At 56.2% G+C, this 21194-nt stretch carries 17 protein-coding genes; 7 read left to right on the plus strand and 10 right to left on the minus strand.

All coding sequences use genetic code 11. The features are described from left to right. Positions 1 to 38 precede the first annotated feature (38 nt). Positions 39 to 731: a YjjG family noncanonical pyrimidine nucleotidase gene (locus C1A08_RS04830; RefSeq protein WP_172970731.1), complete on the minus strand. Its 693-nt coding sequence runs from the start codon at positions 729 to 731 to the stop codon at positions 39 to 41. 42 nt (positions 732 to 773) lie between these two features. On the opposite strand from C1A08_RS04830, the gene C1A08_RS04835 reads away from it, so the two are divergent. Further along, positions 774 to 1454 (plus strand): DNA alkylation repair protein, encoded by a 681-nt coding sequence (locus tag C1A08_RS04835; protein WP_101571775.1) that lies wholly within the window; start codon positions 774 to 776, stop codon positions 1452 to 1454. Positions 1455 to 1475: 21 nt separating this feature from the next. Here the strand turns inward: C1A08_RS04835 and C1A08_RS04840 are convergent, their stop codons facing one another. From C1A08_RS04840 to C1A08_RS04860, 5 genes are all read right to left on the minus strand, one after another. Then, positions 1476 to 2279, minus strand: a complete 804-nt coding sequence (locus tag C1A08_RS04840) for a hypothetical protein (protein WP_145996519.1) — start codon at positions 2277 to 2279, stop codon at positions 1476 to 1478. A 39-nt stretch (positions 2280 to 2318) separates the two neighbouring features. Beyond that, the gene (gene tsaE / locus C1A08_RS04845) at positions 2319 to 2741 is read right to left on the minus strand and encodes a tRNA (adenosine(37)-N6)-threonylcarbamoyltransferase complex ATPase subunit type 1 TsaE (RefSeq protein ID WP_055202558.1); all 423 of its coding nucleotides are present in this window, start codon (positions 2739 to 2741) and stop codon (positions 2319 to 2321) included. Positions 2742 to 2866: 125 nt separating this feature from the next. Further along, positions 2867 to 4678 (minus strand): DUF4838 domain-containing protein, encoded by a 1812-nt coding sequence (locus C1A08_RS04850; RefSeq protein WP_101571778.1) that lies wholly within the window; start codon positions 4676 to 4678, stop codon positions 2867 to 2869. 97 nt (positions 4679 to 4775) lie between these two features. Next, positions 4776 to 5576, minus strand: coding sequence for a creatininase family protein (locus tag C1A08_RS04855; protein WP_101571780.1), 801 nt, complete (start codon positions 5574 to 5576; stop codon positions 4776 to 4778). A gap of 16 nt (positions 5577 to 5592) precedes the next feature. Further along, entirely contained in the window at positions 5593 to 7146 is a 1554-nt protein-coding gene (locus tag C1A08_RS04860; RefSeq protein WP_055202564.1) for a PglZ domain-containing protein, read from the minus strand. Between the two features lie 439 nt (positions 7147 to 7585). Here C1A08_RS04860 and C1A08_RS04865 point away from each other — a divergent pair, with 439 nt between their 5' ends. From C1A08_RS04865 to lptC, 6 genes are all read left to right on the plus strand, one after another. Then, a complete protein-coding gene (locus C1A08_RS04865) occupies positions 7586 to 7870 on the plus strand; it encodes an HU family DNA-binding protein (RefSeq protein WP_055202566.1) in 285 nt (94 codons plus the stop codon). A 284-nt stretch (positions 7871 to 8154) separates the two neighbouring features. Next, positions 8155 to 9699, plus strand: coding sequence for an Rne/Rng family ribonuclease (locus tag C1A08_RS04870; protein WP_101571782.1), 1545 nt, complete (start codon positions 8155 to 8157; stop codon positions 9697 to 9699). Between the two features lie 8 nt (positions 9700 to 9707). After that, positions 9708 to 13058 (plus strand): transcription-repair coupling factor, encoded by a 3351-nt coding sequence (gene mfd, locus C1A08_RS04875; RefSeq protein WP_101571784.1) that lies wholly within the window; start codon positions 9708 to 9710, stop codon positions 13056 to 13058. A 70-nt stretch (positions 13059 to 13128) separates the two neighbouring features. Continuing rightward, the gene (locus tag C1A08_RS04880; RefSeq protein ID WP_055202574.1) at positions 13129 to 13857 is read left to right on the plus strand and encodes a type III pantothenate kinase; all 729 of its coding nucleotides are present in this window, start codon (positions 13129 to 13131) and stop codon (positions 13855 to 13857) included. Then, positions 13847 to 15172 carry a hypothetical protein gene (locus C1A08_RS04885; RefSeq protein WP_101571786.1) on the plus strand — a complete coding sequence of 442 codons (1326 nt, stop codon included), beginning with the start codon at positions 13847 to 13849 and terminating at the stop codon, positions 15170 to 15172. The genes C1A08_RS04880 and C1A08_RS04885 overlap by 11 nt, the downstream gene beginning before the upstream one ends. Positions 15173 to 15190: 18 nt before the next feature. Continuing rightward, positions 15191 to 15889 carry an LPS export ABC transporter periplasmic protein LptC gene (gene lptC / locus C1A08_RS04890; RefSeq protein ID WP_055202580.1) on the plus strand — a complete coding sequence of 233 codons (699 nt, stop codon included), beginning with the start codon at positions 15191 to 15193 and terminating at the stop codon, positions 15887 to 15889. 67 nt (positions 15890 to 15956) lie between these two features. On the opposite strand, the gene folE is transcribed toward lptC, so the two are convergent. The 4 genes from folE to hflX form a co-directional block, all read right to left on the minus strand. Continuing rightward, positions 15957 to 16556 (minus strand): GTP cyclohydrolase I FolE, encoded by a 600-nt coding sequence (folE, locus tag C1A08_RS04895; protein WP_101571788.1) that lies wholly within the window; start codon positions 16554 to 16556, stop codon positions 15957 to 15959. A gap of 73 nt (positions 16557 to 16629) precedes the next feature. After that, positions 16630 to 19125 (minus strand): helix-turn-helix domain-containing protein, encoded by a 2496-nt coding sequence (locus tag C1A08_RS04900; RefSeq protein WP_228385748.1) that lies wholly within the window; start codon positions 19123 to 19125, stop codon positions 16630 to 16632. A gap of 20 nt (positions 19126 to 19145) precedes the next feature. Next, on the minus strand, positions 19146 to 19802 hold the full coding sequence (gene upp / locus C1A08_RS04905; protein WP_055203514.1) for a uracil phosphoribosyltransferase: 657 nt from the start codon (positions 19800 to 19802) through the stop codon (positions 19146 to 19148). An 88-nt stretch (positions 19803 to 19890) separates the two neighbouring features. Further along, positions 19891 to 21087, minus strand: coding sequence for a GTPase HflX (hflX, locus tag C1A08_RS04910; RefSeq protein WP_101571792.1), 1197 nt, complete (start codon positions 21085 to 21087; stop codon positions 19891 to 19893). Positions 21088 to 21194 lie beyond the last annotated feature (107 nt).

Here is a 21194-nt window from a genome sequence, read left to right on the forward strand (position 1 = left end):
AACGGAACGAGGGCGGAGAGTGCAGAAAACACTGTCTTCTAAAATATTCCCAGTAATTCCGACAGGGCCGAAACTTCGTAGGTCGCGTCAATCTCGCGGACTTCGCCGAACGGATTGAACCAGACGGAGTCGATGCCGGCGTTCGACGCGCCGAGGATATCGGTTTGCGGATCGTCCCCGATCATCACGGCCTCATCGGCCCCGACGCCCGCCGCACGGAGGGCATACCCGAAGATTACCGGCGACGGTTTGTTCGCACCGGCCTCCTCCGAGCAGACGACGCCCCGGAAATAACGGTAAAGGCCGCACTCTTTCAATTTGATATATTGCGTCTCTCTGAATCCGTTGGTCACGACGTACAGCGGATAGCGTCCGCTCAGCTCCCGGACTACCTTCTCGGCATACGGAATCAGGTTCGTAAAAGTCGGCGCAAGGCGGACGTAATCGTCCCCCAACCGCCGCGCCAACTCCGTATCGTATACGCCGATCGCAGCCAGCATCTCCTCGAAACGCGCATTGCGCAGGGTCTCGCGGTTCACTTTGCCGTCGCGGTACTCTTCCCACAGCCGAGCGTTGCTCGTTTCGTAATAACCGAAACAATCGTCGAAATCGGGGCAGAAACGCTCCAGCCGGTAACGGTCGTACAACACCCGCAGAGCCTCCTTCTGATTCCGCTCCACATCCCACAGGGTTCTGTCCAAATCGAACAGCAAACAATCGTACCTTTTCACTTTATGATTAATTTTGCTCCAAAGATAACACAACCCGAACTCATGGACAAAACGACCGAATTGATCGAACTGCTCAAATCGCACGCCTCGCCCGACCACCTGGCAAAAATGAAACGTTTCGGAATCCCGAACGAACGGGCGCTGGGCGTCCCGGTGCCGCAACTGCGGAAGATCGCCAAGCCTTACAAAAGACAGCACGAATTGGCGTTGAGTCTTTGGGAGACCGGTTGGCACGAAGCCCGGTTGCTGGCCCCGATGATCGCCGATCCGGCCCGGACGACGCCGGAGCTGGCCGACCGCTGGACGGACGGTTTCGACGCTTGGGACATCTGCGATATGTGCTGCCAGAACCTGCTGCGGCATACACCGTTCGCATTCGACAAAATTTACGCTTATGCTCCCCGCGAAGAGGAATTCGTCCGCCGAACGGCCTTCGCGCTGATCGCCACGCTGGCCGTCGGAGACAAAAAAAGCGGCGATGAAAAATTCATCCCGCTTTTCGATCTGATCGAAACCGCTTCCGCCGACCCCCGAAATTTCGTTCGCAAGGCGGTCAACTGGGCGCTGCGGCAAACCGGCAAGCGTAACCTGCGGCTCCACACGCAGGCCGTCGCACTGAGCCGCCGCCTGGGGGCGTCCGCCGACCGGACGGCTGCATGGATCGGCCGCGACGCGCTGCGCGAACTCTCCGACCCGAAAATCATTGCCCGGATCAAGCCGTAGACGGCGGCGGCACGATACGGATTACTCCCCGAAATCGACCCGCACGTTGAACCATTTGCTCTTGTTCCGGTAATAGACGTTGAACCCCTGCTGGTCGAACCCGACCACGCGGTATTTGTCGTCGATCACGATCAACCCGTTTTCGCCGGTCAAGTTTTCGATCGTAAAAGGCTTGTTGGTCTTAAATTTCGCATATTCGGTAGAACTGCCGCCGAGGCTGACCTCGAGCACCTGAGTCATCTTTCCCTTGTGCCGATCGAGCAGCTCCTTGAAGGCGTTGAAATCGGGCAGCCGGTTCGTATAGGCGACGCCCGTAAGGTTCGTCTCGGCCGAACTGGACGAGAAATAACCGATCTTATTGCCTTCGGTGCGCTGGTTGGTCAGGTAGACGGCGTTCGCTCCCATCATCGCAGCCACCATTTTAAGCTTCCGGTACGCCCGGTTCTTCACTCGCTCCTGATTGGACAGTTCGGTGGTTCCCACCGCTTTGGCGCTGACATCCCCCACTTTGAAAAGCCCTTTCACCTCGCTTTCGACGGCCGTCACGGTCACTTTTTCGTAATCGTCGACGCCCTTGACCGCATTGAACGAAGTCGCCTCGGCAAAAACCTGAACCCGGCCGTTCTTAAAGACGATCTTCTGGACGGCATTTTTATAAATACTGTTCAGAAGCTCTTCCCCCGGATGCACGTACACCACAGAGCTCTCCTTGATCTCCTTGACGATACACGGGATCTTTTCGTTGTTCGAGAAAATCGTATCCGTCTGTCCGAAAGCCCGGACGGAGAAAAGCAGCAGGACGAACAAAAACGCACTCTTTGTCATATTCATATAGTTTAACCTTAATCAGTCTTTCAATTCGTCTCAGTCCTGAGGATCGATCTCGATCGTCCGCGAATCCTCGCCGGTCACTTCGATACGTACCGTCATCGCATCGTCCGGCAGCAGGCTTTCAATCTTTTCGGGCCACTCGACCAGGCACAGGTCGCCGCCGTAGAAATACTCCTCGTACCCGAAATCGAAAGCCTCCTCGATCCGGTCGATCCGGTAAAAATCGAAATGATACACCGGCGGAATCCCCTCTCCGCGATATTCGTTGACGATGGCGAACGTCGGGCTGGTCACCGTATCGGTTACGCCCAGCGCATCGCAGATCGCACGGATCAACGTCGTCTTGCCGGCTCCCATTTCGCCGCGGAAAGCCACGACGGAACGTCCGTCGAGCGACTCCAGAATCGCGGCCGCCGCCTTGGGCAGATCGTCCGTCGAACCTATCTTCAGTATCATAAAATCGTTTTATCAAAATTCAGCGACTCGCCGTTTCCGGTACTTTCCGGGATACGGGGCAAAGATAAACGTTTCCTTTCGAATTCCACAACAAACTCCGGTTTCCCGGAACATTCGTTTCGACTTTATTTCCGGGTCGCCGCTTCCAGCGCCTCGCGGGTCTGCCGGCAATACTCGTCGGGCGACACGCCTCCTTCGACGAAATGCCGAATCTTCACTTTATTGCATAACGCATGGAAATCGTCCAGCAGGGTCGTTATTTCGGGACGCACCCTCCAGCGGCCGTCCGCCTGTTCGAACACCCGGTCTTCGGCGGTACCGCGCGCCTTGGCGATCTCGAAAAGCGAGAAGGTCAGCGGCAGGCGAGCCACCCGCACCCGTTCGAGCACGTCGGGTTTCGATACGACCGCTTTTTCGGCTTCGTCGAACAGGACTTCGTAACGGGCAAAAAGCTCCGGACGCATATATCCCTTCTCGTAATGATCGTACGGCTTGCCGTAAATAGTCAGCGGCAGGCCCGACTTTTCGAGTTCGTCGTGCATCAGGTCGATATAAGCCGCAATATGCGGCCCCGCTTCCTCGTAATACCCGGACAGGAAATCGGCCAGTTCGGCGCGGATATCGACATCGGGATTCCACAGCAGCCGGGCCACCAAATAAGGCCGCAATTCGCAGAATTCACCGCCTTTGCTGATATTGCCTTGCTGAAACTGGGCCGTCACGCCGTTGCGGACGAAATACTGCATGTTCGGCTGCAACGTGCGCAGGTTCGGATACGGGGCCATCAGATTCGAAAACTGAATCACGTAATCCCACATCAGGATACTTTTGGCGATTTTCCCCCACTCCTCGAAATCGGTGCGGAACGCCCGGCTGGTCGGATCGGTTTCGATCGGCCGATGGCGGTTGCACTCGATGTCGCACAGCATGATATTGACGTTGTCGGCCGGGCGAATTCCTTTCGGGGCCGTACGACTGTAACGGTAGGCAAGCGTCGAAATCATTTTGTCCGGGAACCGAGCGGCCACGCGGTTGGCGAAAGCGACGACCGAACCGCTCGGAGCGCCGGCCTGCTCGTCCAACTCCCGGCAGGAGGGACAGGCGCAGTTATAGCCGTGCTCGGCATAGGTGTCGTTCTGACTGACCGACCAATAAAGGGCGTCGGGCTGCTCGCGCATCCTGTCGCCGAGGTTTTCGACGACCGTCTCCAGCACGTCCGGGTCGGTCAAGCACAACTGCGCGCAAAGGTGACCGTCGGCCTGCATGCCGACCCGTTTGCCGTCGACCAGGGCGTAATATTCCGGATGTTCCGCAAAATACCGGTCGGGCGGCAGCAACTGCGCGAACGTATGCACCCACATGCCCCAGTCGGGTTTCATGTGATCGAGCTTATGCCAATCCGCATAGAACGGATCGTCGGCCACTTCGTAAAAGACGTTCCGGTAGAGGTTGACCGGCACCTGGCGGTCGGCGATCCCGGCTGCGACCGTCACCTTCGCGAGCGTCGGATATTTGAACACGGTCGGCGAATAACAGCGGTAACCGAGGTATTTGTCGAAAAACGTATAAACGCCGTACAACACCCCCTTTTCGCTGCCGCCGCGGATCGAGAGCGATTTGCGGTCGGTGCGGATCACGAACCCGTCCTGCTGCAGGCCGGAAGTATCGGCGGCGGAATTCGACCGCGACGTATTGCCGATCACGATCTCCCGCGCCGAAGGACGGCGGGCGTCGGTACAGACGGGCAGTTCGACCGAAGAACTCAGCGCGAACAGCCGCCGGAACTCGTCGGCCGCTTTTTTCTCGACCGGGGTGGCTTTTTCGGGAATGATAATTACATAACCGCTCTTACCGTGCGAGGCGAGCGTCAGTCCGCCGGCGCGGACGAAACCGGTTCCGGCCGCCAGCAGGCAAAAGACAAGCAGAATATTTTTCATAGCGGAAAAGGTTAGCGATTGTAGGCAAACCGACGACGCCCTCGGGCGCGACGCCGGCCGCCGTTTACAAAGCTACGAAAAATTCCGGACGAATCCGTTAAAAACGATCTGTTTCCGGGCGTCGCTCTCCGTAAATGCCGTCGGGCGCGGCGAGGTCGGCGAACAACCGCACCAGCCGGTCGACGACCGCTTCGGCGTAACGCGCCCCCTTTTCGGGCGAAGATTTCAGCGGATTGCCGATGCCCGTATCCTCCGACACCCGGTTCCAATCGCGCGGCACCCATGCCGTCCGGTCGTTCAACGACTCCACGGCGAACGGCTCCGAACGGCCGTCGCCGGCGCGTTCGATATCCACCAGTTCCGGATGGTAATGCATCATCAGCGAAGTCTCCATTTCCCCGGCGTGGTCGTCCCTTTCCTCGAAAAAATCCCGCTGCGGAACGATCCCGAACGAATCGGAAACAGCGATCAGGAAATCGGGGTATTCGAACGCCAGATCGCGCACCATGTTACGGTACGAATTACCGCCATGTCCGTTCAGCACGATCAGCCGCGAAAGCCCTTGCCGCCGCAGCGAAGCGACGATGTCGCCCAACACGGCGCGCTGGGTTTCGTAGCGGGTATGCAGACAAAACGGCTTGTCCCACTGTCCCGGATTCTGCGACCCCAGCGTAACGGGCGGCAGCACGACCGCGCGAACGCCGCGTTCGCGCCACAGCCTCGCCGCCGCGTCGACGGCCAAGCTCTGCGCCAGCAAACAATCGGTCAGATACGGCAGGTGCAGGTTGTGCGGCTCCGTAGCGCCCCAAGGCAGCACGGCCAGACGGTACGTTCCGCCCCTGAGGTCGGCATAGCAGCAGCGGGTAAGATCGACGCCGCGTTCATCGGGATTCTCCATAACGGCAAACGGTCGGTTATCGAGGTTTCAACACCAGGAACGGCACGATCATCTCTTCCATCGAAATGCCGCCGTGCTGGAACGTATTGTTGTAATAGCGGACGAACTGATTCGTATTGTTCGGATAAACGAAGAAATCGCGGTTGTAGGCGAAAATGTAAGTCGACGTGATGTTCGACTTCGGCAGGTGCGCCAGCTCCGGCTTGGTGATCGCAAAAACTTCTTTCTGATTGAAGCCGAGGTTGCGCCCAGTCTTGTAGCGCAGGTTCGACGAAGTCGCGCGGTCGCCCTGCACGCGCACCGGATTATCCACCTGGATCGTACCGTGATCCGACGTGATGATGATCGTATGGCCGCGCTCGGCCAGCAGCCGCATCAGCTCCAACAGGTCGGAATGCTCGAACCACGAGCGGGTCAGCGAACGAAAAGCCGCTTCGTCCTCGGCCAGGTCGCGGATAATCTGCGTCTCGGTGCGGGCATGGGACAGAATATCGAGGAAATTGTAAACGATCACCGAGAAATCGGCATTATGTACCTTGTCGATATTCTCGATCAGTCGTTTCCCGGAATCCGTCTTGACGATCTTGTCGAAAAACAGGCTGTATCCCTTCCCCTGCGACTGGATTTGGCGGCGCAGGAAATCCTCTTCGTGCTGGTTTTTACCGCCTTCTTCATCGTCGTTCAGCCACAGGTCGGGCATGATCTTGTCGATCGCGGCCGGCATCAGTCCGGCAAAGATCGCATTGCGCGCGTACTGTGTCGCCGTCGGCAGGATGCTACAGTAAAAATCCTCCTTTTCAACTTCGAACAGACTGTGCAGCACCGGCTGGATCACCCGCCACTGGTCGTACCGGAAATTGTCGATCAGAAAAAACGTAGTCTTCGGAGCGGCGTCCACCACCGGGAACACTTTTTTGCGAATCAGGTTCTGCGACATCACCGGCGTATCGTCGTCGGGCTTCGCGAACCAGTCCAGATAACGGTTTTTGATAAATTTGGCAAATTCGTTGTTCGCTTCGTTCTTCTGGTAAGAGAGAATCTCGCGGACGCCCGGATCGGTCGATTCGGAGAGCTCCATCTCCCAGTTATACAGCTTGCGGTAGATCTGCACCCAATCGGCGAACGTCCGCGCATCGGCGAACGACGACGAAATGCGCCCGAACTCGCTGCGGTAATCGGCCGTGGTCTGTTCGGTGACCAACTGCTGGCTGTGGACGTTCTTTTTGATCGACAGCAACACCTGATTCGGATTAACCGGCTTGATCAGGTAGTCGGCGATCTTCGATCCGACCGCTTTGTCCATGATGTTCTCCTCCTCGCTTTTGGTAACCATGATCACCGGGGTCATCGGCCGCAACTCCTTGATCCGGGGCAGCGTTTCGAGCCCCGTCAGCCCCGGCATCATCTCGTCGAGGATCACCAGGTCGAACTGCCGCGCAGCCACCAGGTCGATCGCATCGTAACCGTTGTTGCAGGTCTCCACGTCATAACCTTTTCCCTTCAAAAACAGGATATGGGGTTTCAGCAGATCAATCTCGTCGTCCACCCATAAAATTTTAGCACCGCTCATAACTCCTCCGAATTTTACTAACAAAGATAATTATTTTCCAGCCAACCCACCGAATACAAAGTCCGTAATGCGGCCGTTTGTTTCGATTATAATGCAAAAATCAGCCGTTTATTGCCCGCTGAAAGACTATAAAACGTTTTGCCGCGTTATACTTACGGCAGGCGCCGAAAGACACGAATCTAACAGACAGCGACTTACCCTTCCACAGAACGGTTATTCGTCTCAGAATAAGATTTATAAACGGAAATCGGGCCGGCCGTGATTTTTGGGCTGATTTTTGCGAAACCTCAGGGTATAGAAACGAAATAGGACAGAAAGAGTTAGCGCGCTCGGAAATCCAAAAAAAAAGTTGTTTTTATCGTTGGAATCAAAAATTAAATGTATCTTTGCACTCCAGCGGGAGTTTTGAAAATAAGTTAAACTAAAAATACTTGTAATTATGACTAAGGCGGACATCGTTAATGAAATCGCAAAAAGCACGGGCGTCGAAAAGGCGCAGGTGCAGCAGATCGTGGAATCTTTCATGGAAAGCATCAAAGATTCGCTGACGGCCAATAAGAACGTATACCTGAGAGGTTTCGGCAGCTTCATCGTTAAGAAAAGAGCTGAAAAAGTAGCCCGTAACATCTCGAAAAATACGACGATCACAATTCCTGCCCACAACATCCCGGCGTTCAAACCGGCCAAGAGCTTTGCGGGCAAGGTGAAAGCTAACACCAAATAGTAACCTTATTTATTAAATTTTTCAATCATGCCAAGCGGTAAAAAAAGGAAAAGGCATAAAATGTCTACCCACAAACGGAAAAAACGTCTGAGAAAAGACAGACACAAAAAGAAAAAGTAGGTCGCATATTTTATGCATCTTTAGTATTATAAACCTAAAGAGCCCTTCGGGGTCTTTAGGTTTATTGCATAATAAACAGCCAGTGATCACTTCTCCCCCACGACCGCCCGCGCAAAGGATCGCCAAGCGACGACGGCGGATCGTGACGAAACCTCAAACAACTGATGAATAAAGAATTAATAATCAATGTAACCTCCAACGAAATCACCATCGCCCTGTTCGAAGACAAACAGCTTGTCGAACTGAACAAGGAAAAATGCAAAACGGGATTTGCCGTCGGCGATATCTATCTGGGAAAAGTCAAGAAGATCATGCCCGGGTTGAACGCCGCGTTCGTCAACGTAGGATACGAAAAAGACGCATTCATCCACTACCTGGATCTCGGCCCTCAGTTCACCACCCAGCAGAAGCTGGTCAACATACTGACCAACAACAAGAAAATCCCGAACTTCGAAACCATGCGCCTCGACAAGGCGATGGGCAAGAACGGGAAAATATCCGGATTCATCGCCAGCGGACAATCGATCCTGGTACAAATCGCCAAAGAGGCCATCTCGACGAAAGGGCCCCGTCTGACCTGCGACATGTCGCTCGCGGGGCGCAACGTCGTACTGATCCCGTTTTCGAACAAGGTATCCATTTCGCAGAAAATCCGTTCGGCCGAAGAGCGCAAACGGCTCAAGCGCATCGCATCGGAAGTGCTGCCGAACAACTACGGCGTGATCATCCGCACCGCGGCGATGGGACAGCAGGACGAAGAGATCAAGCACGACATCCTGTCGCTGATCGAACGCTGGAAAAAAGTCATATCGGGCGTCCGCAACAGTACGGCTCCCGCCCTGATCCTCAACGAAGAGAACCGAACGACCACCATCATACGCGATCTGCTGAACGGTTCGTTCAGCAGCATTTGCATCGACGACCAGACCGTCTACGAAGAAGTGCGCGAATACATTCGCACGATCGCTCCGGAAAAGGAAAAAATCGTCAAGCTCTATAAAGGCAACGTTCCCATTTTCGACAATTTCGACGTATCGAAACAGATCATGTCGCTTTTCAGCAAATACGTCTCGCTGAAAAAGGGAGCCTACCTGATCATCGAACATACCGAAGCGCTACACGTGGTGGACGTCAACAGCGGCAACCGCGCCAAAGTGGACAACGACCAGGAGCAGACGGCCATGGACGTCAACCTGGCGGCGGCGGCCGAGATCGCGCGGCAGTTGCGCCTGCGGGATATGGGCGGTATCATCGTGATCGACTTCATCGACCTGCACAAAAGCGAAAACCGCACGGCGCTGGTCGAAAAGATGCGCGAGATGATGGCGAACGACCGCGCCAAGCACACCATCCTGCCGCTATCGAAATTCGGCCTGATGCAGATCACCCGCCAACGGGTGCGTCCCGAGACGCACATCGACATGCGCGAAACCTGCCCGGCCTGCCACGGCACCGGACTGGTCACGCCGGCCGCGCTGCTCGATACGCAAATCGAAAAACAGATCGCCTACTACGCGAAAGAGAAAAAACTCGACTACATCAAGCTCCGAGTCAACCCGGTCGTAGCCGCCTTCCTGACCAAAGGGGTATTCTCGCTGCGGCTGCGCTGGATGCTGAAATACCGGTGCGCCATCCGCATCGTTAAAAACACGACCACCGGCATCATCGAAACCCGTTATTTCAACCGGAAGGACGAAGAATTGTTCTGAACCGCACCATGACCACCGACGAACTGCTGCAACTTTTTACCGGCGAAAAAGCTTACCGGCAACTGGCCGCGGAGATCCGTCCCGGCCGCAGCGTCGGACTGGCTTCGCTGGCCGGATCGTCGCTGTCGCTGGTCGCGGCAGCAGCCGTGCGGCAAACCGGAGGGCTGCACGTCTTCGTCATGGAAGACCGGGACGCGGCGGGCTACTTGTACAACGATCTGTTTCCGCTGCTGGGCGAAGAACGACTGCTGTTTTTCCCGACCGGCTACAAACGTTCGATCCAATTCGGACAGGAAGATCCGTCGGGGATCGTACAGCGAACGGCAGCGCTGAACGCCGTAAAAAACAACGACGGCGGCGCGCTGGCGCTCTGCACCTATCCGGAAGCGCTGGCCGAAAAAGTCGTCGGCCAGCAGCAGCTCCGCGAAAGCATCCTGACGCTGCGCAGAGGCGACCGTCTCTCGACGGCATTCGTCGAAGAAATCCTCACGACGAACCGTTTCGAAAGGGTCGATTTCGTTTACGAACCGGGACAATACTCGGTACGCGGCGGAATCATCGACATTTTTTCGTTTTCGTCCAACGTGCCGTACCGCATCGACTTTTTCGGCGATGAGATCGACTCGATCCGCCCGTTCGACATTTCGACGCAACTCTCGACCGGGAAACTCGCCGAAGTCGAAATCGTCCCGAACCTGAAGGACATCGCCAATGCGTCGGCCCGCGTTTCGTTCGCCACGTTCGCCGGACAGGCCGTCTACTGGATCGCCGACGGCGAATACACGCTGAAACGATTCAACGACATCCGCACCAAAATACTCGGCGACCTCGAAAATCCGTCCGAAATCGACCGGATGGTCACCAGTCGCAAAGAATTTTTAGAAAACAGCGGCAAGGCGACCTTCATCCTGCTCAACGACAACATCACCGAACGCGCCGCAGACGTCCGGATCGCCTTCAATACTTCGCCGCAGCCGCAGTTCAACAAGAATTTCGAACTGTTGGCCGAAGACATCACACGAAACCGCGAAAACGGATACGAAACTTTTTTCCTGACCGAAAATAAAGCCCAACTGGAACGCCTAGGCAATATTTTCAATTCGATCGGCGCCAAACAGGTCCGGTTCGGATCGGTGCCGTTGACGCTGCACGCCGGATTCATCGACCACATTTCGCAAAAGTGTTTTTATACCGACCACCAGATCTTCGACCGTTATCAGCGCTATCGCATCCGCGGCGAACTGGACCGCAGCGAAAGTCTGACGATCCAGGAGCTTAATTCGCTGAAGGTAGGCGATTACGTGGTACACATCGACCACGGCGTAGGACGCTTCGGCGGACTGACGCGCACGGTCGAAAACGGCAAGGTACACGAAGCGATCAAGCTGGTCTACCGCGACAACGACGTGCTGCTGGTCAACGTACACGCGCTGCACCGCATTTCGAAATACAAAGATAAGGAGAGCGAACCGCCGAAAATCTACAAGCTGGGATCGGGCGCCTGGCAGCGGATGAAACTGAACACGAAAAAGGCGGTCAAGGACATCGCCCGCGAGCTGATCGCGCTGTACGCCAAACGCAAGGCGAGCGAAGGTTTCGCATATTCGCCGGACAGTTACCTGCAGCACGAACTGGAAGCCTCGTTCATCTACGAAGATACGCCCGACCAGCAGACCGCCACGCAACTGGTCAAGCAGGATATGGAGAGCCGCACGCCGATGGATCGGCTGATCTGCGGCGACGTCGGCTTCGGCAAGACCGAGATCGCGATCCGGGCCGCTTTCAAGGCAGTCACCGACTCGAAACAGGTCGCCGTACTGGTTCCGACCACGATCCTCGCCTTGCAGCATTACCGAACGTTCAACGACCGGTTGAAAGAATTCCCCGTGCGGATCGAGCACCTGAGCCGCGTGAAAAGCGCGAAAGAGATGCGGCAGATCGCCGACGATCTGGCCGCCGGCAAGATCGACATTCTGGTCGGAACGCACAAACTGCTCGGCAAAAGCATCGAATTCAAGGATCTGGGCCTGCTGATTATCGACGAAGAACAAAAATTCGGCGTAGCGGCCAAAGAGAAACTGCGCCACCTGAAAGCCAACATCGACACGCTGACGATGACGGCCACCCCGATCCCGCGTACGCTGCAATTCTCGTTGATGGGTTCGCGCGACTTGTCGGTCATTTCAACGCCGCCGCCGAACCGCCAGCCGATCGCCACCGAGAGCCACCTGTTCGACGAGGAGATCATCCGCGAAGCGATCGGATACGAGCTCTCCCGCAACGGGCAGGTCTATTTCGTCCACAACCGCGTCGAGACGATCGGCAACATCGAACGCCTCGTGAGGAAGCTGTGCCCGGAAGCGCGCGTTGGCGTCGGGCACGGGCAGATGAACCCGCAACAGCTCGAACAACTGATGATGGACTTCATTTACGGGGAGTTCGACGTGCTGGTAGCCACTTCGATCATCGAATCGGGAGTGGACGTGCCGAACGCGAACACGATCATCATTGACAATGCCCAAAACTTCGGCCTGAGCGACCTGCACCAATTGCGCGGCCGCGTCGGGCGGTCGAACCGCAAGGCGTTCTGCTACCTGCTGACGCCGCCGGACGAAATGCTGTCGTCCGACGCACGACGCAGGCTGCGGGCCATCGAAGAGTTCTCCGACCTCGGCGCGGGATTCAACATCGCCATGCAGGATCTGGACATCCGCGGCGCAGGCAACCTACTGGGCGGCGAACAGAGCGGTTTCATCGCCGATATCGGCTTCGAAACCTATCAGAAAATCCTGAACGAAGCGATCGCCGAACTGCGCGAAGAAGAATTCGCGAAAACCGGCGAAACGCCCGGCGAAACGGCGCCGCCGCAACCGGCCACGTACATCTCCGACACGCAGATCGACACCGACCGCGAAGCCTTTATCCCGGACGCTTACATCAGCAGTTCCGCCGAGAAAATCCGCCTGTACCGCGAACTCGACCACATCACAGACGACCGGCGGCTGGCCCTTTTCGAGAAAAATCTGATCGACCGTTTCGGCCCGATTCCGGAAGCGACTCGCGAATTGTTCGACATCGTTCGGATGCGGTGGGTATGCATCGAACTCGGGTTCGAGAAAGCGATCGTCAAAAACGGCATCATGATCCTGAAATTCATCGAAAACCAGCATTCGGCCTACTACAAAAGCACGGTATTCGGCAACATCCTGAAAATCGCGACGCGCCCCGACAGTAAATTTATTTTCAAACAGAACAATAATAAGCTGTCTATTGTAGTTAGAAATATAAAAAACATATCCGAAGCGACTGCGAACCTTTGCGAACTGGCAGCCAAAGTCCGCGGGGAAGGGGTCGTTTAGCGGGATTTCGTACCGGAGCGGAGAGCGGCGGGAGGTTGCGGGAACGGTTTTTATCACTAATTTTGTACGGATGAATCTTGCTATCGACATAGGAAACACGCTCGCCAAACTGGCCATCATCGACGGTGGCCAGGTCGTCGATTTTCTGAAAACCGAACAGATCGACACGGCCTATATCGAAAAACTGCTCAAAGCGAACCCGGGCATCGACGCCGCGGTGATCGTCTCGTCGCGCGACACGGACGAGGAACTCGAACGGTTCCTGGAACAGCGCATGAAGCGGTTCCTGAGGTTCGACCAAAACGTCCCGGTGCCGATCGTCAACCGCTACGCCACGCCCGGCACGCTGGGCGCCGACCGGCTGGCCGCAGCCGTAGGAGCCAATACGATCTACCCGAACAGCGATATCCTGATCGTCGATTTCGGAACGGCCATTACGATCGACGTCGTCTCGGGCGGCGAATTCCTCGGCGGCAACATCACCCCCGGCGCGGCGATCCGTTTCAAGGCCCTGCACCACTTCACGAAAAAACTGCCGCTGTGCTCGCTGAACGATAACCCGACCGAACTGTTCGGCAACACCTCCGTAAGCGCCATCGAATGCGGCGTGGTCAACGGAATCGTTTACGAAATCGAAGGCTATATCCGCGACCTGCAACGCAAATACAGCGACCTGCGGATAATTTTCACCGGGGGAGACAGTAATTTCTTTGCCAAACGATTAAAAAATACGATATTTGCAACCTACGACCTTGTGGCTTACGGTCTGAACCGAATTTTAGAATATAATGCAGAATAACAAGCGAATTCTCCGGGTTGTCCTGGCATTGTTGCTGGCGTTGCCCGCAGCGGCGTGGGCTCAGAGCAGCAGTCTGAATACTTTCTCTCCTTATACGTTTTACGGAATCGGGGACTTCTCGACCCAGGGCCCCGGGTATATGCGTTCGATGGGAGGCGCCGGTATCGGATTACGCAACGCGCTGAAGATAAACTACCTGAACCCGGCCTCTTACAGCATTTTGAAACAAAAAACGTTCCTGTTCAACGTCGAAATCGAAGGAAACAACACCTACTCGAAAACTTCGGCAGCCAAAACCAGCCACAATTCGTTCAACGTAAGGGACATCGCACTTGCGTTCCCGATAGCCCGTTCGCTGGGAATCGGCATCAGCGTCACCCCGATGAGCAGCGTGGGCTACCGGATCGAAATGCGCGACACCGACCCGTTCTTCCTGGCCAATAATATGGACGTGCTGTATAACTACACCGGAGAAGGGAACGTCACGCAGGCCAAGCTGGGATTCGGCATCCTGCTGACCAAACGTCTGTCGGTCGGCGCCGACATGGTTTATTACCACGGGCGCATCTCGCGGTATTTCAACACCGACATCACTTCGCTGCTGTCCAACGAAACCTTCGTCAACGCCCACGGAACCGCGCGGGAATCCATTTCGCGGCTGGGGGCCAACATCGGATTGCAATACGACCTGATTCAGAGCGATAAACGCGTGCTGACCTTCGGAGCGACTTACCGGCCCAGGACGAATCTCAAGCCGACCACGAGCCGCTCGATCTACTCGACCAGCATTACGTCGGACAAAATTACCGATACGACTTCAAAAGAGAATTTCTCGCTGCCCAATACGTTCACGTTCGGCCTGAGCTACCAATCCGTACGGTTAAGCCTCGGCCTGGATTACTCCATGGAACAGTGGAACAACGTGAACACGAACGATCCGATGAACGGCATAGAATTCAAAAACAACCAGTACATCAAGTTCGGCGTTCAGTACATTCCGAATCCGATGGATGTCCGCCATGTCCTGAACCGGTGGTCTTACCGGCTCGGCTTCCGTTACAACGATTACTACATGCGGATCAACGGGCACAACGTCCGCGACAAGGCCATCACGCTCGGCGTGGGCATTCCGATCAAAGTCCAGGGACTGAGCGCCGTCAATGTCGGAGTCGAATTCGGCCAGCGCGGCAGAACCGCCGACGGCGCGATGGGAACGCGGCAGTTTCGGATGATCCGGGAGAATTACATCAAACTCTCCATCGGGCTGAGCTTGTTCGGCGAGGACGACTGGTTCAAGCGGTTCAAGTACCAATAACACCGGCTCCCGATCGAAATGATTCGCTTTTACCGAAATATCACGGCCGTCGCCGCACTTCTCGGAAGTGCGGCGCTGCTGTTTTCGTGCTCGCGGCAAACGGCCGTCGTCGAAGAGGAGAACAACCAGAATATGATGACCCAGCAGAGCGAGAACCTGACGGTCATCCAGACGAAGGAAGGTAACCTCTCCTTCCGTTTTTCCGCGCCGCTGCTCGAAGAGTACGAATATGCCGAGGAACCCTACATCGAATTCCGCAAAGGGATCGAGATCGAGACCTACAACGACTCGACCCAGACTGTCGAAGCGAAGCTGTCGGCCAATTACGCGATCTTCATGAAACGGCAGCAGCTCTGGGAAGCCAAAGGAAATGTCCGCGGCAGCAATGCCGACGGCAACCAGCTCGAAACCGAGCAGTTGTTCTGGAACCAGAAATCCAAACGGGTCTATTCCAACGTCGATTCGAAAATCACCCAGAAAGGGGATGTCATCTATGCCGACGGGTTCGAATCGAACGAGCGGTTCGACGACTTCGTAATGCGCAAAGTAAAAGGAAAAGTTACGGTCGATACGACTCCGAAGCAGGATTCCGTCGCCGGGACTCCGCCGGCCCCCGAGGCTCCGCAGCAACCGCCCGTAAAACCCGGTTATCCGGTTATCCGCGAAGGCGAAGCGGTGGCCCGCCCGCACGTCGAAGAGACGAAGGCGAAAGAATAAATCAGGAAAAATCTTCCTCCCGGTCCGCTTTGATTTTTCGACCGGAATCTCCCTTGCAGAAGACGGATCAGCCGCGGCGGATCAGATGAATAAACTCCTCCCGGGTCTGCATCTGCCTGAGGAACACGCCTGTAAATGCGGAAGTAGTGGTCAGTGAACTCTGTTTCTGCACGCCTCGCATCTGCATGCACATGTGTCCGGCCTCGATCACCACCGCCACCCCCAACGGATCGAGCGCCTGCTGAATGCAGTCGCGGATCTGGACGGTCAGTCGTTCCTGCACTTGGAGACGGCGCGCATAAGCTTCCACAACCCGGGCGATTTTAGAGAGTCCGGTAATATAGCCGTTCGGAATGTATGCGACGTGCGCCTTCCCGTAAAAAGGAAGCATGTGGTGTTCGCAAAGCGAATACAGCTCAATATCCTTGACGATCACCATCTGTTTGTACTCTTCGTGAAATTTGGCCGACAACAAGATTTCGCGCGGATCTTCATCGTAACCGCGCGTCAGGAAACACATCGCCTTGGCGATCCGTTCGGGCGTCTTGACCAACCCTTCGCGGTCGGTATCCTCGCCCAGCAGTTCGAGGATCGCTCGGTAATGTTCGGAAAGTTTCTCGATGGTTTCGGGATTGTACACCTCTTCTCTGGCGTAATTCTGTTCCATGATCCGTTGTTTTATGCGGAACAAAGGTAACACTCTTGCGGCAGATAACAAAAACGGAAACCGCAACGGCGGACTACTCGCCCCGTTCGAGCGCACTGTGCACGAAACGGATCTCGCTGTACGAATAATCGCTGCCGAGATTTTCCTGTATCAATGCGAATTTCTCTCCGGGATGCTCGTTCAGACAACGGGTAATCGCCCGGATCTTGTCTTCCGGCACGAATCGGTCGGCTTCGAGCGCGCCGCGCCGGATCAGGTCGGCAATATGCCCGTCGATCGTAGCTGCGCTCAATCCGCGTTCGGCGGCGATTTCGCGGCGGGTAAGCCCCTCTTCGAGCAATCCCAGCGTAACCAGCCGCGTGTCCTCCCGCTCTTTTCTCTTCGGTTTCGTCCCCCCTGCATCCGGCCTCACGGCGACCTCCGGAGTCGGGAAATCCATATCGGCTCCCGTTTCGGCCCGGAACTCCCGAACGAATTCCAGCACCGTGTCCCCGTATTTTTCCAGAAACTTATCGCCTATCCCTTTGATACGCGCCAGTTCGCGGAGCGAAGAAGGCAACAGGTTCGACACGCCGAGCAGCGCTTTCTGGCTCATCACCACGTATACCGGAACTTTTTGCCGGCCGGCCTCCTCTTTGCGCCAGCTCCGCAGCGTTTCGAAAAGCGCCGGATGCAGCACGTCGTCGGAAACCGTCACCTTCGCTTCCGCGCCGATCGAAATCCGGGACTCTTCCAGCGAAGCCTTCGCCTTCGCTTCCAGGTAACGGTGCAGGTCGAATCCGTCAGCGGTCGCCTCCAGCACGGCTTTTTTAATCCGCACCTGGTCCCCGGCCGCCGACAGCATCTTCGCAAAATCTTTCCGCAGCTCCTTGCTGTCGATCTCGACGTCGCAGGCCGCCAACAGCGGATCGATAATCTCGCCGCATCGGGCCAGGAAATAGTCCCGTCCTTTGCCGACCCGTTCGGCGAGCCGCGGATCGTCGCGGTAGCCTGCGCTCCCGCCGATCATACGGTCGATCTGTTTTTGGAAACGAATGCCGACATCGCTTATCTCGGTGCTGAAACGCACCGTATGCTGTTGCCACATGGCCGACAATTTCGGATAAAGCGCGCCCAGGTGTTCGTCGACGAACCGGCGGAGTATCCGCAGTCGTTTGCCTACCGCCGCGAAATCGAACAGTTCCAACAACAGCCGCCGGTAATAAGCTTCGGCCTGACGGGCCAGCAGCGCGCCGTCCGGCCGGTGTTCCGCGGCGTAATCCGTAAACGCGCGGACGGTAGGATCGCAGATCATGCAACGCGCGTCGAGCGGGGCGCGCAGCACCAACCCTTCCAAACTCTTGCAGCGACTGAGCGCCACGTACACCTGCCCGTGCGAAAAAGAGTCGGCCGCGTCGATCACCGCGCGTTCAAACGTAAGCCCCTGGCTTTTATGGATCGTAATAGCCCATGCCGCTTTCAGCGGATACTGAACGAAGCGGCCTTCGACCTCTTCGGTCAGCTCTTTCGTTTCGGGATCGATCTTGTATTTGGTATTCAGCCATTCGGCCGGTTCCACGGCGATCGGCTCGGCGGCCCCGTGCGGCAGCACCTCGACCGACCCGTCGTCCAACCCCGTCACGATACCGATTTTTCCGTTATAATACCGTTTCTCGGGCGACGGATCGTTTTTGATGAACATCACCTGCGCCCCCGCCTTCAACGTCAGCGACGCATCGGTCGGATAAAGGTATTCCGGAAACGTTCCTTCCAGCGCCGCCTGGTAAGTACAGGACGCGCCGGGCAGCGCGGCCATTTTCGCCTCGTTGATCCCATGCGCCGTATGGTTATGCGATGTCAACGTAATGTATCCGTCCTTTTCGTCCGGATCGAAAGCGGGCCGGTAACGGCGGTTCAGCTCTTCGAGCATCGCAGGATCGACGCGGCTTTCGCGCACGGCATTCAGCATCGTAATGAAGCGTTCGTCGCTCTGCCGGTAAATATGTTGCAATTCGATGCAGACGTACGACGTCTCCTTCAGTGCCCGGGATTCGAAAAAGAACGGCGACGCATAGAATCGACCGAGCAAGCTCCACTCCTCGTCGCGCACGACCGGAGCCAACTGCTGCAGGTCGCCGATCAGCAGCAGTTGCACGCCGCCGAACGGTTTGCCCGGATCGCGGTACCGCCTGAGCACGTCGCTGACCGCATCGAGCACGTCGGCGCGGACCATGCTGATCTCGTCGATCACCAGCAGGTCGATGCTGCGAATAATGGCTATTTTCTGTTTATTGAAACGGAACTGCTCCTGTCGGTTCTGCGGGTTCACGCCGCGGACGGATTCGGGAATATACGGTGCGAACGCCAACTGGAAAAACGAATGGATCGTCACCCCGCCGGCATTGATCGCTGCCACACCGGTCGGCGCCACGACGATCATCCGTTTCGGCGAGCGTTCCCGCAGCCTGTGCAGGAACGTAGTCTTGCCCGTCCCCGCCCGTCCGGTCAAAAACAGATTGACGGCGGTCTCCCCGATAAAACGGTCAGCCAGTTCCAACTGCGGATTCTCCATCGTTCCCCCATCGGGCATTCGCCCTATCTAACAGTCCATTACATTTTATCGCCGTAGGCCAGGTCGCCGGCATCGCCGATCCCGGGAACGATATAGGATTTCACCGTCAGTTCGGCATCCACCGTTCCGCACCAAATCTCGGCCTCCTGCATCGAAAAATTCTTTTTCGCGAATTCGATCCCCTCCTCGCTGGCGATCACCGTAGCGACGATCGTCCGGCGGGGTTTCCCGGCCTTCTCCAGCAACGCCTGATAGGTCAGCGCCAGCGACGCCCCGGTAGCCAGCATCGGATCGACGAGCAGCAGCGTCTTGCCGGTCAATTCGCAACTCGATATATACTCGACCTTGATATGGAAACTGCCGTCCTTGCTATACTTCCGGTAGGCCGACACGAACGCGTTCTGCGCATCGTCGAAATAATTCAGAAAACCCTGATGAAACGGAATCCCCGCCCGCAGGATCGTAGCGATCACCAGTTGGTCGTCCGGCAGCGACACTTCGGCTTCGCCGAGCGGCGTCTCCACGACATGCTTCGTATAATGCAGCGTCTTGCTGATCTCATAAGCCATCACCTCGCCGGCCCGCTCCAGGTTGCGCCGGAAGCGCATACTGTCGCCCTGCACGTTCACATCGCGCATCTGCGCGATAAATCTGTTGAAAATGGTGTTTTCCCGATCCAATACCCGTATCATCATCTGTCCGCCCTTTTTTTTATGTAGCTGTTTTGTGAATTTTCGCAATATCCTTTATTAAAATACATTTTTGTATTTCACAGAAATACGATCAATACAAAAAGTTATTAAACGGATAACGCCCTGCATGGATCTCGCGCACCATGCCGTACAGGTCGTGCCGGAACTTTTCGATATTGATTTTCTCGCGCGCCGAAAGGAAGATACACGGCGTGTTGGCTTTTGCGATCCAGCTTTGCTTCAGATCTTCCAGCGAAAGATTCTCACGCGTGGCCGGGGTCAGGTCGTCCTCGTCCTTGCGGACGAACGTGTAAGCGTCGATCTTGTTAAAGATCAGAAAAACCGGTTTATCGCCCGCCCCGATCTCCTGCAGGGTCTGCTTCACCACGTCGATCTGCTCCTCGAAATTCGGATGTGAAATATCCACCACATGCAGCAGCAGGTCGGCTTCGCGCACCTCGTCGAGCGTCGACTTGAACGATTCGACCAGTTGATGCGGCAGCTTGCGGATAAAGCCGACCGTATCCGACAGCAGGAACGGCAGGTTGTCGAAAACAACTTTGCGCACCGTCGTGTCGAGCGTCGCGAACAACTTGTTCTCGGCAAAAACCTCGCTTTTCGAAACCAGATTCATCAACGTCGATTTTCCGACGTTCGTATAGCCTACCAGCGCCACGCGCACCAGCGACCCGCGGTTGCTGCGCTGCACGGCCATCTGCCGGTCGATCTTTTTGAGCTGCTCTTTCAGCCTGCTGATCCGGTCGCGGATCACGCGGCGGTCGGTCTCGATCTCCCGTTCGCCGGCGCCGCCGCGCGTCCCGGTTCCGCCGCGCTGCCGTTCGAGATGCGTCCACATCCCGGTCAACCGAGGCAACAAGTACTGACACTGGGCCAGTTCGACCTGCGCTTTCGCATAGGCCGTGGTCGCACGCTGCACGAAAATATCGAGAATCAGACTTGTCCGGTCGTAAATCTTATTTTTGAAAATCCGGTCGAGGTTGCGCAACTGCGACGGAGTCAGTTCGTCGTCGAAAATCACGTAGGCGATCTCGTGCTCCTCGACGTAAGCCGCGATCTCGGCCAGTTTACCCTCGCCGACGAACGTTTTCGACGAAGGGTTGGCCAACCGCTGAGTAAACCGTTTGACCGAAGCGATCCCGGCCGTCTCGGCCAGAAACTCCAGTTCGTCAAGGTATTCCACGGCCTGCCGTTCCTGCTGCTGATCCCGGATCACCGCGACCAGCACGGCTTCGCGGGCGGGAACTATCGTTTCGTTTTCCTGTTTCATAAATTCAAAAAAGGCGCTTCGCCACGCGGCCGGAACACCCTCCCCCGTCTCTCGCGCACCAGACTCAATTTACCACAAATTTACAAAAAATACCGTCGAAAAAAAGC

This window comes from Alistipes sp. cv1, assembly GCF_900240235.1.
GTDB classification, from domain to species: domain Bacteria; phylum Bacteroidota; class Bacteroidia; order Bacteroidales; family Rikenellaceae; genus Alistipes_A; species Alistipes_A hominis.